14 protein-coding genes, 2 tRNA genes and 2 rRNA genes (1 of these 18 cut by a window edge) are annotated in these 16,258 nt (G+C 56.9%); 2 read left to right on the plus strand and 16 right to left on the minus strand.

Features of this window, described 5'->3' with window-relative positions; translation table 11 throughout:
- Positions 1-37: 37 nt before the first annotated feature.
- From hscB to trmJ, 7 genes are all read right to left on the minus strand, one after another.
- Positions 38-559, minus strand: coding sequence for a co-chaperone HscB (hscB, locus tag ACHPFG_RS26100; protein WP_027605413.1), 522 nt, complete (start codon positions 557-559; stop codon positions 38-40).
- Positions 560-567: 8 nt separating this feature from the next.
- Complete coding sequence (iscA, locus tag ACHPFG_RS26105; protein ID WP_048722793.1) at positions 568-891, minus strand: iron-sulfur cluster assembly protein IscA; 324 nt, start codon at positions 889-891, stop codon at positions 568-570.
- A gap of 28 nt (positions 892-919) precedes the next feature.
- The gene (iscU, locus tag ACHPFG_RS26110; protein WP_010565229.1) at positions 920-1,306 is read right to left on the minus strand and encodes a Fe-S cluster assembly scaffold IscU; all 387 of its coding nucleotides are present in this window, start codon (positions 1,304-1,306) and stop codon (positions 920-922) included.
- Between the two features lie 99 nt (positions 1,307-1,405).
- A complete protein-coding gene (locus ACHPFG_RS26115; RefSeq protein ID WP_017530022.1) occupies positions 1,406-2,620 on the minus strand; it encodes an IscS subfamily cysteine desulfurase in 1,215 nt (404 codons plus the stop codon).
- Between the two features lie 50 nt (positions 2,621-2,670).
- Positions 2,671-3,162, minus strand: a complete 492-nt coding sequence (gene iscR / locus ACHPFG_RS26120) for a Fe-S cluster assembly transcriptional regulator IscR (RefSeq protein ID WP_003194020.1) — start codon at positions 3,160-3,162, stop codon at positions 2,671-2,673.
- Between the two features lie 303 nt (positions 3,163-3,465).
- Positions 3,466-4,248: a serine O-acetyltransferase gene (gene cysE / locus ACHPFG_RS26125; protein ID WP_431700812.1), complete on the minus strand. Its 783-nt coding sequence runs from the start codon at positions 4,246-4,248 to the stop codon at positions 3,466-3,468.
- 2 nt (positions 4,249-4,250) lie between these two features.
- Positions 4,251-5,021: a tRNA (cytosine(32)/uridine(32)-2'-O)-methyltransferase TrmJ gene (trmJ, locus tag ACHPFG_RS26130; RefSeq protein ID WP_003210307.1), complete on the minus strand. Its 771-nt coding sequence runs from the start codon at positions 5,019-5,021 to the stop codon at positions 4,251-4,253.
- Positions 5,022-5,166: 145 nt separating this feature from the next.
- Between trmJ and suhB the strand changes: the two genes are divergently transcribed.
- Complete coding sequence (gene suhB, locus ACHPFG_RS26135; protein ID WP_003175971.1) at positions 5,167-5,982, plus strand: type III secretion system regulator SuhB; 816 nt, start codon at positions 5,167-5,169, stop codon at positions 5,980-5,982.
- Positions 5,983-6,096: 114 nt separating this feature from the next.
- Here suhB and ACHPFG_RS26140 read toward each other — a convergent pair whose 3' ends face one another.
- The 6 genes from ACHPFG_RS26140 to queA all read right to left on the minus strand — a co-directional run bounded on the left by ACHPFG_RS26140 (position 6,097) and on the right by queA (position 12,174).
- Positions 6,097-6,639: a glycine zipper 2TM domain-containing protein gene (locus ACHPFG_RS26140; protein WP_131697996.1), complete on the minus strand. Its 543-nt coding sequence runs from the start codon at positions 6,637-6,639 to the stop codon at positions 6,097-6,099.
- A gap of 124 nt (positions 6,640-6,763) precedes the next feature.
- Positions 6,764-7,678, minus strand: coding sequence for a protein translocase subunit SecF (gene secF / locus ACHPFG_RS26145; RefSeq protein ID WP_259242820.1), 915 nt, complete (start codon positions 7,676-7,678; stop codon positions 6,764-6,766).
- A 9-nt stretch (positions 7,679-7,687) separates the two neighbouring features.
- Entirely contained in the window at positions 7,688-9,559 is a 1,872-nt protein-coding gene (secD, locus tag ACHPFG_RS26150) for a protein translocase subunit SecD (RefSeq protein WP_131697998.1), read from the minus strand.
- A 62-nt stretch (positions 9,560-9,621) separates the two neighbouring features.
- Positions 9,622-9,960, minus strand: a complete 339-nt coding sequence (gene yajC / locus ACHPFG_RS26155) for a preprotein translocase subunit YajC (protein WP_003175975.1) — start codon at positions 9,958-9,960, stop codon at positions 9,622-9,624.
- A gap of 43 nt (positions 9,961-10,003) precedes the next feature.
- A complete protein-coding gene (tgt, locus tag ACHPFG_RS26160) occupies positions 10,004-11,119 on the minus strand; it encodes a tRNA guanosine(34) transglycosylase Tgt (RefSeq protein WP_003175976.1) in 1,116 nt (371 codons plus the stop codon).
- A gap of 5 nt (positions 11,120-11,124) precedes the next feature.
- Positions 11,125-12,174, minus strand: a complete 1,050-nt coding sequence (gene queA / locus ACHPFG_RS26165) for a tRNA preQ1(34) S-adenosylmethionine ribosyltransferase-isomerase QueA (RefSeq protein WP_431700813.1) — start codon at positions 12,172-12,174, stop codon at positions 11,125-11,127.
- A gap of 108 nt (positions 12,175-12,282) precedes the next feature.
- Here queA and ACHPFG_RS26170 point away from each other — a divergent pair.
- Positions 12,283-12,367: transfer RNA gene (locus tag ACHPFG_RS26170), tRNA-Leu, on the plus strand.
- Positions 12,368-12,832: 465 nt separating this feature from the next.
- Here the strand turns inward: ACHPFG_RS26170 and rrf are convergent.
- The 3 genes from rrf to ACHPFG_RS26185 all read right to left on the minus strand — a co-directional run.
- A 5S ribosomal RNA gene (gene rrf / locus ACHPFG_RS26175) occupies positions 12,833-12,948 on the minus strand.
- A gap of 151 nt (positions 12,949-13,099) precedes the next feature.
- A 23S ribosomal RNA gene (locus ACHPFG_RS26180) occupies positions 13,100-15,991 on the minus strand.
- Positions 15,992-16,240: 249 nt separating this feature from the next.
- Positions 16,241-16,258 (minus strand) — tRNA-Ala (locus tag ACHPFG_RS26185) (it continues 58 nt past the right edge of the window).

The raw sequence follows: 16,258 nt of genomic DNA on the forward strand, positions 1-16,258 counted from the left end.
ATCTGTCTATCAGGCGTGCATCACGGACAGCACTGGGTTAATCGTCGAGGCGCTCTTCTAGCTGGCGCACTTCGTAGGTGAGCTTGTCGAGGAACTGCATGCGCCGCATCAGGCGTTCGGCCTGTTCACGTTGCGCTGCATCATCCCAACAGGCTGCGAAGCTTTCGTTGAGCTCATCCTGGGCAACTTTCAGACGACGCTTGAAGACCGCTACACCCGCCACATCGGCTTCGTCCTGCAAGTCTTCTAGCTCTTCACGCCACTGCATCTGCTGCATCAGGAAGTCCGGGTCGTGCACGGTCACTTCCAGCGGCAACTCACCACCATTCATCGCGAGCAAGTAACGCGCGCGTTTAGGAGGGCTCTTGAGCGTCTGATAGGCTTCGTTGAGGCTGGCCGATTGCTCCAGCGCCAGGCGTTGCTCACGTTCGGAAGCGTCAGCGAAGCGGTCCGGATGCACCCCACGCGCCAATTCTCGATAGCGCGTGGCAAGCTGCTCGAGGTCCAGCCGAAAGCTCGGCTGCAGCTCGAATAAAGCGAAATGACAAGGAGTGCCCACAAATAGCCTCAGATGTTGAAGCTTTCGCCGCAGCCACATTCACCGCGTACGTTGGGGTTGTTGAACTTGAAGCCTTCGTTCAACCCTTCCTTGACGAAATCAAGCTCGGTGCCGTCCAGGTAGGTCAGGCTTTTAGGGTCGATGATCACTTTCTCGCCGTGACTTTCGAACACCTGATCTTCCTCAACCACCTCGTCGACGAACTCCAGCACATAGGCAAGGCCGGAACAGCCCGTGGTGCGAACACCCAGACGAATCCCCTCACCTTTACCGCGCCCATCCAGGGAGCGTCGCACGTGCCGCGCAGCCGCTTCTGTCATGCTGATAGCCATCGTTGACTCCTTACTCGTCGCCAAATGCTTAGATCAAGCCTTTCTTCTGCTTGTAGTCGCGAACGGCCGCCTTGATGGCGTCTTCAGCGAGCACGGAGCAGTGGATTTTCACTGGCGGCAGGGCCAGTTCTTCGGCCAGCTGGGTGTTGCTGATAGTCACAGCCTCATCCAGGGTCTTGCCTTTCATCCATTCGGTCGCCAGGGAGCTGGAGGCGATGGCCGAACCGCAGCCGTAAGTCTTGAACTTGGCGTCTTCGATAACGCCAGCTTCGTTGACCTTGATCTGCAGGCGCATCACATCGCCGCACGCCGGAGCGCCAACCATGCCGGTGCCGACATCAGGGTCTTCCGCGTCCATCTTGCCGACGTTGCGCGGGTTTTCGTAGTGGTCGATGACCTTTTCGCTGTAAGCCATGGTACTGAATCCTCACTCATCAGGGCCGCTCTGGAACCCTGTAGAAACGCCTGCGTTTTCCGCCACGTTCCTACAGAGCTTGGGTGGCGGCTTCTATAGTTAGTGTGCCGCCCACTCGATCTTGGAAATATCGACACCGTCTTTGTACATGTCCCACAGCGGCGACAGGACGCGCAGCTTGTTGACGGCTTCACAGACTTTCTGCGCGGCGTAGTCGACTTGCTCTTCGGTGGTGAAGCGGCCGAACGTAAAGCGGATCGAGCTGTGTGCCAGTTCGTCGTTGCGGCCCAGGGCGCGCAGTACATACGAAGGCTCAAGGGACGCCGAGGTGCAGGCCGAACCGGACGAAACCGCCAGGTCCTTGAGCGCCATGATCAGCGACTCGCCTTCGACGTAGTTGAAGCTCAAATTCAGGTTGTGCGGTACACGGGCGGTCATGCTGCCGTTGATGTACAGCTCTTCAAGGTTCTCGACCTGCTTGTAGAAGCGATCGCTCAGGGCCTTGATACGTACGTTTTCGGCAGCCATGTCTTCCTTGGCTACGCGGAAGGCTTCGCCCATGCCAACGATCTGGTGAGTCGCCAGGGTGCCCGAACGCATGCCGCGCTCGTGACCGCCGCCGTGCATGGTGGCCTCGATGCGCACACGTGGCTTGCGGCTCACGTACAGGGCGCCGATGCCTTTAGGGCCGTAGGTCTTGTGGGCCGAGAACGACATCAGGTCAACTTTCAGTTTCGACAGGTCGATATCGACCTTGCCGGTGGACTGAGCAGCGTCGACGTGCAGCAGGATACCCTTGGAGCGAGTCAGCTCGCCGATGGCCGCGATGTCGTTGATGGTGCCGATTTCGTTGTTCACGTGGATCACGGAAACCAGGATGGTGTCTTCACGCAGCGCGGCTTCGATCATGGCCGGGGTGACGATACCGTCGGTGGTTGGCTCGAGGTAAGTGACCTCGAAACCTTCACGCTCCAGTTGGCGCATGGTGTCGAGGACAGCCTTGTGCTCAATCTTGGTGGTGATCAGGTGCTTGCCTTTGGTCGCGTAGAAATGCGCCGCGCCCTTGATAGCCAGGTTGTCGGATTCAGTGGCACCGGAAGTCCAGACGATTTCACGCGGGTCAGCGCCAACCAGGTCAGCGACCTGGCGACGAGCGTTCTCGACCGCTTCCTCGGCTTTCCAGCCGAACACATGGGAACGGGAGGCCGGGTTGCCGAAGTTTCCGTCGACCAACAGGCATTCGCTCATCTTTTGCGCGACACGCGGATCAACCGGGGTAGTCGCTGAGTAATCAAGGTAAATCGGCAATTTCATGGACTTTCTCCTAAATCAGGCTGGCTGGCGTGCCGTTAGCTCTTCGGCTGTCACTCGACGGCGGACGCTTCGATCTTGTCCAGACGCGGCGCCTTGGTATTGCAACGGCGCTGGTCCTGACGCTGGGCTACTTCTTGCACCTCACGGCGAGTCACAAGATCAGCCAAGCTGATACCACTCAAAAATTCATGGATCTGCAGGCTCAAATCACACCACAAGTGGTGCGTCAGGCAGGTGTCGCCAGCGTGGCAATCACCCAGGCCCTGGCATTTGGTCGCATCGACGGACTCGTTGACCGCGTCGATCACCTGGGCTACCTGGATGCCCTGCATGTCGCGAGACAGTTGATAGCCACCACCCGGCCCACGTACGCTGGAGACCAGATTGCTGCGGCGCAATTTGGCGAACAACTGCTCAAGGTAGGACAGGGAAATGCCTTGGCGCTCGGAGATATCGGCCAGGGACACCGGCCCAGTTTGCGCGTGCAAGGCCAGGTCAAGCATGGCGGTCACCGCGTATCGGCCTTTTGTAGTCAGTCTCATGGACAAGTACCAAGGTGTTTCAGAATGGGAGCAAGTATGCGATTCCCGAGTATTTAAGTCAACTATAAGACCTAGTACTTTAGTCAGGATTACCCGTAAAAAGGGCGCGCGAATCATAGCAGGATGGGGTGGGGACGAACAGCGGGAACAAGGCCGAACAGGAATTCCGAGACTAATGGAGATCAAAATGTGGGAGGGGGCTTGCCCCCGATAGCGGTGGATCAGTCAATATATTGGGTGACTGACAGATGGCCATCGGGGGCAAGCCCCCTTCCACATGGGCTTTGCAGCGAATGTAAGAACTCAGCCAGCTTTGGTGGCGGGCTCACTCTTGATCTCGGCAAAATCCTCTTCGCGCAACTCAGGCAAATCTTTCGCACAGTAGCTGCTGCCCAGCTCCTTCAGCGCGCCGCACATACCGTCCAACTTGCCATCCACCGCCTGCAGGTGGTCAAGCAACTGGCCGATGGCGCGCGCCACAGGGTCGGGCATGTCTTCGCTGACACCGTAGGCATCGAAGCCGATTTTCTCGGCCATGGCCTTGCGCTTGGCTTCCTGCTCATCACCCACTTCCGGCTTGACGATAATCCGCCCCGGAATGCCTACCACGGTGGCGCCGGCCGGCACGGCCTTGGTCACCACGGCGTTGGAGCCGACTTTGGCGCCAGCGCCTACCGTGAACGGACCAAGCACCTTGGCACCCGCGCCCACCACCACGCCATTCTCCAGCGTCGGGTGGCGCTTACCCTTGTTCCAGCTGGTACCACCCAGGGTCACCCCCTGGTATAGGGTCACGTCATCACCAATTTCGGCAGTCTCGCCAATGACGATGCCCATGCCGTGATCGATAAAGAAGCGACGCCCCACCTTGGCACCCGGATGAATCTCGATCCCGGTCAACCAGCGACCGAAGTTCGACACCAGCCGCGCCAGCCATTTCCAGCCCATATTCCACAAGGAACCAGACAGGCGATGGATCCAGATCGCATGCATGCCCGGGTAGCAGGTCAGCACTTCAAAGGCGTTGCGCGCCGCCGGGTCACGATGGAAAACACTCTGGATATCTTCTCGCAAACGCTCGAACATTTTTAATCCTTCCGCTTAAGAAGCTCGCCACGGGCCGCTTTCTGGGTTTCCGTGAGGATGCCACGCAATATATTCATTTCCGCCCGGCTGACCGAGCTGCGCCCGTACAGGCGGCGCAGGCGCGCCATCAAGTGCCGCGGTTTTTCCGGATCGAGGAATTCGATGGCCACCAGGGTTTGCTCCAGGTGCTCATAGAACCGCTCCAGCTCGTCCATGGTGGCCAGTTCGCCACTTTTAGTCGATGCAACCTCATCCTTTTCTACCTTGCTCGGCTGACCTTCAGCGGCCAGCCAGGCCATGCGCACTTCGTAACTCAACACCTGCACCGCTGCCCCGAGGTTCAGCGAGCTGAACTCAGGGTCTGATGGAATGTGCACGTGGTAATGACATCGCTGCAGCTCTTCGTTGGTCAGGCCGGAATCTTCACGGCCAAACACCAAGGCGATTTCAGCGCCGCCGGCGGCCTCTTCCACGACTTTGGTACCGCACTCTCGCGGATCCAGCAGCGGCCAGGGAATACGGCGGTCACGGGCGCTGGTGCCGAGCACCAGGTTGCAGCCGACCAAGGCGTCCTCCAGAGTGGCGACGACCTGGGCTTTTTCGAGGATGTCATTGGCACCGGACGCACGGGCATCGGCCTCGTGGTGCGGGAACACGCGCGGCTCGACCAGCACCAGGCGCGTCAGCCCCATGTTTTTCATGGCTCGCGCCACCCCGCCGATATTGCCGGGATGACTGGTATTGACCAAGACGACACGAATGTTTTGCAGCAAGGGAGGCGCTCTCGGACATGGGAAAGGGGAGCAAATCTTACAGAACAGCCTAAGGTTATGCCATGAAAGCTAACGTCGTCCTTCACCTGAAGAAAGTTTCTGCTAGAATGCTCGGCTTTCTTTAACAACCTTAGGTGACACATCCATGCAGCCCATGCTGAATATCGCACTGCGCGCCGCCCGCAGCGCCAGTGAATTGATCTTCCGCTCCATCGAGCGCCTGGATACCATCAAGGTCGACGAAAAAGACGCCAAGGATTATGTATCCGAGGTGGATCGCGCCGCCGAACAGAAAATCATCGACGCGCTGCGCAAGGCCTACCCTACCCACGGCATCCTCGGCGAAGAAACCGGCCTGCACAAAGGCAGCGGCGAAGGCGAAGACTACCTGTGGATCATCGACCCACTGGACGGCACCACCAACTTCCTGCGCGGCATCCCACACTTTGCTGTCAGCATTGCCTGCAAATACCGTGGCCGCCTGGAACACGCCGTTGTACTGGACCCGGTTCGCCAGGAAGAATTCACCGCCAGCCGTGGCCGTGGCGCCCAACTGAACGGTCGTCGCCTGCGCGTCAGCGGTCGCACCAGCCTGGATGGCGCTCTGCTGGGTACCGGCTTCCCGTTCCGTGACGACCAGATGGACAACCTGGAAAACTACCTGGGTATGTTCCGCGCCCTGGTTGGCCAGACCGCCGGCATTCGTCGCGCTGGCGCAGCAAGCCTGGACCTGGCTTACGTAGCTGCCGGTCGTTTTGATGCGTTCTGGGAGTCGGGCCTGTCCGAGTGGGACATGGCTGCGGGCGCCCTGTTGATCCAGGAAGCAGGCGGCCTGGTGAGCGACTTCACCGGCGGTCATGATTTCCTGGAAAAAGGCCACGTAGTTGCCGGCAACACCAAATGCTTCAAGGCAGTACTGACGGCGATCCAGCCGCACCTGCCGGCTTCGCTGAAGCGTTAAGCGAGCGAGCAAAAAAAAGCACCCTTAGGGGTGCTTTTTTATGCCTGGGATTTGATGCGGGCTTAAATACCAGTAAGCCCCCTCCCACACTTTGAATTGAACCAGGCCTTGGGATTACGGCTGGTTCTGGCCCAGGACGAGACGCCCTTCCTTGTCGACTGGAATCTGGCCGCCCGGATCACGATCCATGCGCACCGAACCTTCCTTGCCATCCAAGGTGTAACGCACGTCGTAGCCGACTACCTTGTCGCTGATGTCGTTGACGGTGTTACAGCGAGTCTGGGTGGTGGTGTAGGTATCACGGTTCTGCATACCTTCCTGAACCTTGTTACCGGCGTAACCACCACCGACCGCACCGGCTACGGTGGCCAACTTCTTGCCGTTACCGCCACCGACCTGGTTACCCAACAGGCCACCAGCAAGTGCACCAACCACGGTACCAACGATCTGATGCTGATCCTGCACCGGCTTCTGCCGGGTCACAGCGACGTCCTTGCAGACCTCGCGAGGCGTTTTAATCTGGGTTTTCACCGGCTGCACCGCCAGCACTTGCGCATACTCAGGGCCGCTTTTTACCAGGCTGTAGGTGGCAACAGCACCCCCGGCAGTCACACCGACAGCACCCAATACCGCACCAACCAGTAACGACTTGTTCACGTTGAACCTCCTGACCATCACAAACGGACCGAAAGATCCGCGCTATACCCAGCCTTGGAGCAAAAAAAAAGGCACGAGTTCAATACTCGTGCCTTCTTTGTAACAGCAGATCAACAAGCGCCCATCAAGGACGGTCGTCGACCTCCTTGCCGGTAGCAGCAGGAGGGATCAAGTCTTCGCTGTTGAGGTTCAGCCAGATCAGCACTACGTTGGCGATATAGATCGACGAGTAGGTGCCCGCCAGGACGCCGATGAACAGAGCCAGGGAGAAGCCCCACAGGTTGTCGCCGCCGAAGATCATCAGTGCCGCGATCGCCAGCAAGGTGGAGATCGACGTCGCCATGGTCCGCAGCAGGGTCTGGGTGGTGGAGATGTTGATGTTCTCGATCAGCGACGCCTTGCGCAGCACGCGGAAGTTCTCACGAACCCGGTCGAATACCACGATGGTGTCGTTGAGGGAGTAACCAATGATCGCCAGCACGGCCGCCAGCACGGTCAGGTCGAAGGTGATCTGGAAGTACGCCAGGATACCCACGGTCACGATCACGTCGTGGATCAGCGACACAATGGCGCCGACACCGAACTTCCACTGAAAGCGGAAAGCCAGGTAGATCATGATGCCGACCAGCGCCATCAGCATGCCGAGGCCGCCCTGGTCGCGCAGTTCTTCACCCACTTGCGGGCCCACGAACTCGACGCGCTTGACTGACGCCGGATTGTCGCCACCCACCTTCTGCAAGGCTTCAGCGACCTGGTGACCCAGTTGCGGGTCTTCGCCAGGCATGCGCACCAGCAGGTCGGTGGTCGCACCGAAGCTCTGCACGATGGCTTCGTGATAGCCAGCCTTGACCAGCTCTGTGCGCACCAGGGTAACGTCGGCCGGCTTCTCGTAGGTCAGCTCAATGAGCGTACCGCCGGTGAAGTCCAGACCGTAGTTCAGGCCCTTATGGAACCAGCTGAACAACGCCAGAACGGTAAGGAGCACGGTGACGCCGAACGCAATGTTGCGAACGCCCATGAAGTTGATTGTACGTAACATGGCAGCCCCTTAAATCCACAACTTCTTGAAGTCACGCCCGCCAAAGATCAGGTTGACCATTGCGCGGGTCACCATGATGGCCGTGAACATCGAGGTAAAGATACCGAGGGACATGGTTACCGCAAAACCTTTGACAGGGCCGGTGCCCATGGCAAAGAGAATCCCGCCGACCAGCAATGTGGTCAGGTTGGAGTCGAGAATCGCGGTAAATGCCCGGCCGAAGCCTTCGTTGATTGCACGCTGCACGGTCATGCCGGCGGCGATCTCTTCACGAATCCGCGAGAAGATCAGCACGTTGGCGTCTACCGCCATACCCATGGTGAGTACGATACCGGCGATACCTGGCAGGGTCAGCGTAGCGCCCAGCAGCGACATCAGGGCCAGCAGCATCACCATGTTGCCCGCCAGGGCCACGGTGGCAATGATGCCGAAGAAGCGGTAGATGGCGATGATGAACAGCGACACGAACAGCATGCCCCACAAGGCCGCGTCGATACCCTTGGTGATGTTGTCGGCACCCAGGCTCGGGCCGATGGTACGTTCTTCAGCGAAGTACATCGGCGCGGCCAGGCCACCGGCACGCAGCAACAGGGCCAGCTCCGAGGATTCGCCCTGGCCGTTCAGGCCGGTGATGCGGAATTGAGCACCCAGCGGCGACTGGATGGTCGCCAGGCTGATGATCTTCTTCTCTTCCTTGAAGGTCTGCACCGGTACGTCTTTCTCGACGCCGTTGACCATTTGCTTGGTGTAGGTGGTCACCGGGCGCTGCTCGATGAAGATCACCGCCATGCTGCGACCAACGTTGCTGCGCGTGGCGCGGCTCATCAGTTCGCCACCATGGCCATCCAGACGGATGTTCACTTCAGGGCTACCGTGCTGCGAGTCGAAACCAGCCTTGGCGTCAGTTACCTGGTCACCGGTGATGATCAAGCCACGCTCGATCAGCGCTGGAGGACGGTTGCCTTCACGGAACTCGAACTCTTCGGAAGTCGCACGGGAAGCACCCGGCTCAGCCGCGAGACGGAATTCCAGGTTGGCGGTTTTACCCAGGATACGCTTGGCTTCAGCGGTGTCCTGCACGCCCGGCAGCTCAACCACGATGCGGTTGGCGCCCTGACGCTGAACGATCGGCTCGGCCACACCCAACTCGTTGACGCGGTTACGTACCGTGGTCAAGTTCTGCTTGATGGAATATTCGCGGATTTCTGCGATTTTGGCCGGGCTCATCGCCAGACGCAGTACAGCCTGACCATTCAGGTCGGCCGGTACGATGTCGAAATCGTTGAAGTTCTTGCGGATCAGCGCACGGGCCTGTTCGCGGGTGGCTTCGTCAGAGAAGCCAAGCTGGATGGCACCGTTGAGCTGCGGCAGGCTGCGATAGCGCAGCTTCTCTTTACGCAGCAAGCTCTTCACGTCGCCTTCGTAGACTTTCAGGCGAGCATCGAGAGCTTTGTCCATGTCGACTTCCAGCAGGAAGTGCACACCACCGGACAAGTCCAGGCCCAGCTTCATCGGATGCGCGCCAATGTTGCGCAACCACTGTGGGGTGGTCTGTGCCAGGTTCAGCGCAACGACATAGTCGTCACCCATGGCCTTGCGTACGACATCTTTTGCCGGCAATTGGTCTTCTTGCTTGGTCAGGCGCAACAACCCGCCCTTCGCACCAGCTGCCAACGTTGCCGCTTTAACCTGGATACCCGCGTCGGTCAGTGCCTTGCTCGCGCGTTCCAGATCAGCCTGGTTGACCTGCAGGGAAGTGCTGGCGCCAGTGATCTGGATCGCCGGGTCATCAGGGTAAAGATTGGGAGCGGAATAAATAAAACCGATCGCCAGCACCGCCAGGATCAGTAGGTATTTCCACAGAGGGTATTTGTTCAGCATCACGCCGCCCGCTTATAACGCGGGGCGCCTTGCGCGCCCCGTCGATTGGTAAAGGTTGGAACTTAGATCGCTTTGAGCGTGCCTTTTGGCAGCGTGGCGGCGATGGCGCCCTTCTGGAACTTCATTTCCACGGTGTCGGAGACTTCCAGAACCACGAAAGCATCGGAAACCTTGGTGATCTTGCCCGCGATACCGCCGGTGGTCACAACTTCGTCGCCTTTCTGCAGGCTGCCCAGCAGGTTCTTCTGCTCTTTGGCACGCTTGGCCTGTGGACGCCAGATCATCAGGTAGAAGATGACCAGGAAGCCGACCAGGAAAATCCACTCGAAACCACCGCCCATAGGGCCGGCAGCAGCAGGCGCAGCGGCGTCAGCCATGGCGTTAGAGATAAAAAAGCTCATTTAGCACTCCAGTTGCAAATAGTGAATCTTAGGGTCGGAAAACTCAGTCCAAGGGCGGCACAGGGAGCCCGCGCTTGGCATAGAAGGCATCGACGAAGGCGGCCAATGTACCCTGTTGAATAGCCTCGCGCAAACCAGCCATCAGGACTTGGTAGTGACGCAAATTGTGGATGGTATTCAACATGCTACCCAGCATTTCCCCGCATTTGTCCAGATGGTGCAGATAAGCACGGGAGAAGTTCTGGCAGGTGTAGCAATCACAGGTGGGATCCAGCGGCGAATCATCATGGCGATGGAACGCGTTACGGATCTTCAGCACGCCTGTATCGATGAACAGATGCCCATTGCGGGCATTGCGGGTTGGCATCACGCAATCGAACATGTCCACACCGCGGCGCACACCCTCTACGAGATCTTCGGGTTTGCCAACGCCCATAAGGTAACGAGGTTTGTCAGCGGGCATCAGGCCTGGCAGGTAGTCCAGCACCTTGATCATCTCGTGCTTGGGTTCGCCCACCGACAAACCGCCGATGGCCAAGCCATCAAAGCCGATCTTATCGAGGCCTTCCAGCGAGCGTTTGCGCAGGCTTTCGTGCATGCCGCCCTGCACGATACCGAACAACGCAGCGGTGTTATCACCGTGTGCGTTCTTCGAGCGCTGGGCCCAACGCAGCGACAGCTCCATGGAAATCCGCGCAACGTCCTCATCAGCAGGGTACGGTGTGCACTCGTCGAAAATCATCACGATGTCAGAACCCAGGTCGCGTTGCACCTGCATCGACTCTTCCGGGCCCATGAACACTTTGGAACCGTCCACGGGTGAGGCGAAGGTCACGCCCTCCTCCTTGATCTTGCGCATGGCACCCAGGCTGAACACCTGGAAACCACCCGAGTCCGTAAGGATCGGGCCTTGCCACTTCATGAAGTCATGCAGGTCGCCATGCTTCTTGATCACCTCTGTGCCCGGGCGCAGCCACAGGTGAAAGGTGTTGCCTAGGATGATCTCGGCACCGGTGGCGACGATGTCACGCGGCAGCATGCCTTTGACGGTGCCGTAGGTGCCCACCGGCATGAATGCCGGGGTCTCTACCGTACCGCGCGGAAACGTCAGGCGGCCGCGACGGGCTTTGCCGTCGGTGGCGAGCAATTCAAACGACATACGACTCATAGTTGTTCCTCTGGGCCGCGCGGCGCCGGATTACGGGTGATAAACATCGCATCACCGTAGCTGAAAAAACGGTATCCATTGTCGATGGCTGCTTTATACGCCGCCATTGTTTCGGGATAACCCGCGAAGGCCGACACCAGCATCAAGAGCGTGGATTCGGGCAAATGGAAGTTGGTGACCAGGCAATCGACCACATGGAACGGCCGGCCTGGATAAATAAAGATATCGGTGTCGCCACTGAACGGTTTGAGCACGCCATCACGCGCCGCGCTCTCAAGGGAGCGCACGCTGGTGGTGCCCACCGCAACCACCCGCCCGCCGCGCGCCTTGCAGGCGTTAACCGCGTCCACGACGTTCTGGCTGACTTCCAGCCATTCGCTGTGCATATGGTGGTCTTCGATGTTATCCACACGCACCGGCTGAAACGTGCCGGCCCCCACGTGCAGGGTCACATAGGCTGTCTCGACGCCTTTGGCAGTGATCGCATCCAGCAGCAACTGGTCAAAATGCAGCCCGGCAGTCGGCGCGGCAACCGCACCGAGGCGCTGGGAGTAGACCGTTTGATAGCGTTCACGGTCCGAGTCTTCGTCCGGGCGGTCGATATAAGGAGGCAACGGCATATGGCCGACGCGCTCCAGCAACGGCAAAACCTCTTCGGCGAACCGGAGTTCGAACAGCGCATCATGACGCGCCACCATCTCGGCTTCACCGCCACCCTCGATAAGGATGCTCGAACCCGGCTTCGGCGACTTGCTGGAGCGTACGTGGGCCAGCACACGATGGCTGTCCAACACTCGCTCCACCAGAATTTCCAACTTGCCGCCGGATGCTTTCTGGCCAAACAGGCGCGCCGGGATTACCCGGGTATTGTTGAACACCATCAGATCGCCCGGACGCAAATGCTCAAGCAAATCAGTGAATTGACGGTGTGCGAGGGTACCGCTGGCCCCGTCCAGGGTCAGCAGTCGACTGGCGCGACGCTCGGCCAAAGGGTGGCGAGCAATCAGCGAATCAGGGAGTTCAAAAGTAAAGTCAGCAACGCGCATGATGGGGTTCGTCTAGCAGGGCCGGGAAGTCTAGCGGAAATAGTGAAAATAGACCATGAAACGTGATTGACCAACGGTAATCTCATCTCTATACTTCGCCGCCATTGAGCCCTGATGGCGGAATTGGTAGACGCGGCGGATTCAAAATCCGTTTTCGAAAGGAGTGGGAGTTCGAGTCTCCCTCGGGGCACCATCTTAAAGAAAGACCTTGAATTTCAAGGTCTTTTTTTTCGTCTGTAGAAAAGCGCCCTGAGGCCGCAACGGCGCCCAGAGAGCGAGTTAGCACATCCGCCTCCCCACCCACTATAAAGTCCAGCGAGCCCACTCAGAGGCTTTGCAAGGCCGCTACAACCCCCCTTCTGATTATCAAAGAGCCCACCCAAAGCACCGCTCGAGCTTCGAGCGGGGATACTGCTTCACGTGATGGACGAATGCCGCCCGCGCCAGAACTCTTCAGGATTCAGAAGCGTGTCAGCGCATTTATTGATGCGATGCAGGCCCTGGAGAAACCGACGTCTTACGAGTAGGAAAAAATGAGGCGACTGCAGCAAATTTATCGCTGAGAACATTCATGAAATCACCCAGAAATTTTAGGGCACTTTTCGACCGCGCAAAACAAAACCCCATCTGCTTTCGCAAATGGGGTTTCGGAATTTAATCTTGACGATGACCTACTCTCACATGGGGAAACCCCACACTACCATCGGCGATGCATCGTTTCACTGCTGAGTTCGGGATGGGATCAGGTGGTTCCAATGCTCTATGGTCGTCAAGAAATTCGGGTACTGAGTCGTGACCAGTTGGCCTCGCTTCAGCAAATTGGGTATGTGACAGCTATCGGTGTTTTGTGAGCATCGAACTTTCGGTTCATTGCGTCTTCACACACCGCAATCTGGCCTTTCGACTCAAATTGCTTGGGTGTTATATGGTCAAGCCTCACGGGCAATTAGTATTGGTTAGCTCAACGCCTCACAGCGCTTACACACCCAACCTATCAACGTCGTAGTCTTCGACGGCCCTTCAGGGGACTCAAGGTCCCAGTGAGATCTCATCTTGAGGCTAGTTTCCCGCTTAGATGCTTTCAGCGGTTATCTATTCCGAACATAGCTACCCGGCAATGCCACTGGCGTGACAACCGGAACACCAGAGGTTCGTCCACTCCGGTCCTCTCGTACTAGGAGCAGCCCCTCTCAAATCTCAAACGTCCACGGCAGATAGGGACCGAACTGTCTCACGACGTTCTAAACCCAGCTCGCGTACCACTTTAAATGGCGAACAGCCATACCCTTGGGACCGGCTTCAGCCCCAGGATGTGATGAGCCGACATCGAGGTGCCAAACACCGCCGTCGATATGAACTCTTGGGCGGTATCAGCCTGTTATCCCCGGAGTACCTTTTATCCGTTGAGCGATGGCCCTTCCATACAGAACCACCGGATCACTAAGACCTACTTTCGTACCTGCTCGACGTGTCTGTCTCGCAGTCAAGCGCGCTTTTGCCTTTATACTCTACGACCGATTTCCGACCGGTCTGAGCGCACCTTCGTACTCCTCCGTTACTCTTTAGGAGGAGACCGCCCCAGTCAAACTACCCACCATACACTGTCCTCGATCCGGATAACGGACCTGAGTTAGAACCTCAAAGTTGCCAGGGTGGTATTTCAAGGTTGGCTCCACGCAGACTGGCGTCCACGCTTCAAAGCCTCCCACCTATCCTACACAAGCAAATTCAAAGTCCAGTGCAAAGCTATAGTAAAGGTTCACGGGGTCTTTCCGTCTAGCCGCGGATACACTGCATCTTCACAGCGATTTCAATTTCACTGAGTCTCGGGTGGAGACAGCGCCGCCATCGTTACGCCATTCGTGCAGGTCGGAACTTACCCGACAAGGAATTTCGCTACCTTAGGACCGTTATAGTTACGGCCGCCGTTTACCGGGGCTTCGATCAAGAGCTTCGCGTTAGCTAACCCCATCAATTAACCTTCCGGCACCGGGCAGGCGTCACACCCTATACGTCCACTTTCGTGTTTGCAGAGTGCTGTGTTTTTAATAAACAGTCGCAGCGGCCTGGTATCTTCGACCGGCATGAGCTTACGGAGCAAGTCCTTCACCCTCACCGGCGCACCTTCTCCCGAAGTTACGGTGCCATTTTGCCTAGTTCCTTCACCCGAGTTCTCTCAAGCGCCTTGGTATTCTCTACCCAACCACCTGTGTCGGTTTGGGGTACGGTTCCTGGTTACCTGAAGCTTAGAAGCTTTTCTTGGAAGCATGGCATCAACCACTTCGTTAACTAAAAGTTAACTCGTCATCAGCTCTCGGCCTTAGAATCCCGGATTTACCTAAGATTCCAGCCTACCACCTTAAACTTGGACAACCAACGCCAAGCTGGCCTAGCCTTCTCCGTCCCTCCATCGCAATAACCAGAAGTACAGGAATATTAACCTGTTTTCCATCGACTACGCTTTTCAGCCTCGCCTTAGGGACCGACTAACCCTGCGTCGATTAACGTTGCGCAGGAAACCTTGGTCTTTCGGCGTGGGTGTTTTTCACACCCATTATCGTTACTCATGTCAGCATTCGCACTTCTGATACCTCCAGCAAGCTTCTCAACTCACCTTCACAGGCTTACAGAACGCTCCTCTACCGCATCACTTACGTGATACCCGTAGCTTCGGTGTATGGTTTGAGCCCCGTTACATCTTCCGCGCAGGCCGACTCGACTAGTGAGCTATTACGCTTTCTTTAAAGGGTGGCTGCTTCTAAGCCAACCTCCTAGCTGTCTAAGCCTTCCCACATCGTTTCCCACTTAACCATAACTTTGGGACCTTAGCTGACGGTCTGGGTTGTTTCCCTTTTCACGACGGACGTTAGCACCCGCCGTGTGTCTCCCATGCTCGGCACTTGTAGGTATTCGGAGTTTGCATCGGTTTGGTAAGTCGGGATGACCCCCTAGCCGAAACAGTGCTCTACCCCCTACAGTGATACATGAGGCGCTACCTAAATAGCTTTCGAGGAGAACCAGCTATCTCCGAGCTTGATTAGCCTTTCACTCCGATCCACAGGTCATCCGCTAACTTTTCAACGGTAGTCGGTTCGGTCCTCCAGTTAGTGTTACCCAACCTTCAACCTGCCCATGGATAGATCGCCCGGTTTCGGGTCTATTCCCAGCGACTAGACGCCCTATTAAGACTCGCTTTCGCTACGCCTCCCCTATTCGGTTAAGCTCGCCACTGAAAATAAGTCGCTGACCCATTATACAAAAGGTACGCAGTCACCCAACAAAGTGGGCTCCCACTGCTTGTACGCATACGGTTTCAGGATCTATTTCACTCCCCTCTCCGGGGTTCTTTTCGCCTTTCCCTCACGGTACTAGTTCACTATCGGTCAGTCAGTAGTATTTAGCCTTGGAGGATGGTCCCCCCATATTCAGACAAAGTTTCTCGTGCTCCGTCCTACTCGATTTCATGACTAAGAGATTTTCGCGTACAGGGCTATCACCCACTATGGCCGCACTTTCCAGAGCGTTCCGCTAATCTCAAAGCCACTTAAGGGCTAGTCCCCGTTCGCTCGCCACTACTAAGGGAATCTCGGTTGATTTCTTTTCCTCAGGGTACTTAGATGTTTCAGTTCCCCTGGTTCGCCTCTTGCACCTATGTATTCAGTACAAGATAACCATCTTATGATGGCTGGGTTCCCCCATTCAGACATCTCCGGATCAAAGTCTGTTTGCCGACTCCCCGAAGCTTTTCGCAGGCTACCACGTCTTTCATCGCCTCTGACTGCCAAGGCATCCACCGTATGCGCTTCTTCACTTGACCATATAACCCCAAGCAATCTGGTTATACTGTGAAGACGACATTCGCCGAAAATTCGATAATACTCAATTAAGAGCAACTCACAAATTTTACCTTAGCCTGATCCGTTACCAGTGAAAGTAACGTTCAGTCTATCTTTCTATCACATACCCAAATTTTTAAAGAACGATCTAATCAAAGACTAGAAATCAACATTCACCATCACACGGATGGAATGCTCATTTCTAAGCTTTCATAACGTAGAAGCAGTAGTGGTGGAGCCAAACGGGA

This window comes from Pseudomonas sp. BR20 (assembly GCF_050780135.1).
In the GTDB taxonomy this organism is placed as follows: Bacteria; Pseudomonadota; Gammaproteobacteria; order Pseudomonadales; family Pseudomonadaceae; genus Aquipseudomonas.

Coding starts and splice junctions, on each gene's coding strand:
- iscU (WP_010565229.1), bottom strand. CDS start 1,306: ATGGCTTACAGCGAAAAGGTCATCGACCACTACGAAAACCCGCGCAAC.
- secD (WP_131697998.1), bottom strand. CDS start 9,559: ATGCTGAACAAATACCCTCTGTGGAAATACCTACTGATCCTGGCGGTG.
- tgt (WP_003175976.1), bottom strand. CDS start 11,119: ATGTCGTTTGAATTGCTCGCCACCGACGGCAAAGCCCGTCGCGGCCGC.
- ACHPFG_RS26115 (WP_017530022.1), bottom strand. CDS start 2,620: ATGAAATTGCCGATTTACCTTGATTACTCAGCGACTACCCCGGTTGAT.
- suhB (WP_003175971.1), top strand. CDS start 5,167: ATGCAGCCCATGCTGAATATCGCACTGCGCGCCGCCCGCAGCGCCAGT.
- iscR (WP_003194020.1), bottom strand. CDS start 3,162: ATGAGACTGACTACAAAAGGCCGATACGCGGTGACCGCCATGCTTGAC.
- iscA (WP_048722793.1), bottom strand. CDS start 891: ATGGCTATCAGCATGACAGAAGCGGCTGCGCGGCACGTGCGACGCTCC.
- yajC (WP_003175975.1), bottom strand. CDS start 9,960: ATGAGCTTTTTTATCTCTAACGCCATGGCTGACGCCGCTGCGCCTGCT.
- secF (WP_259242820.1), bottom strand. CDS start 7,678: ATGTTACGTACAATCAACTTCATGGGCGTTCGCAACATTGCGTTCGGC.
- cysE (WP_431700812.1), bottom strand. CDS start 4,248: ATGTTCGAGCGTTTGCGAGAAGATATCCAGAGTGTTTTCCATCGTGAC.
- queA (WP_431700813.1), bottom strand. CDS start 12,174: ATGCGCGTTGCTGACTTTACTTTTGAACTCCCTGATTCGCTGATTGCT.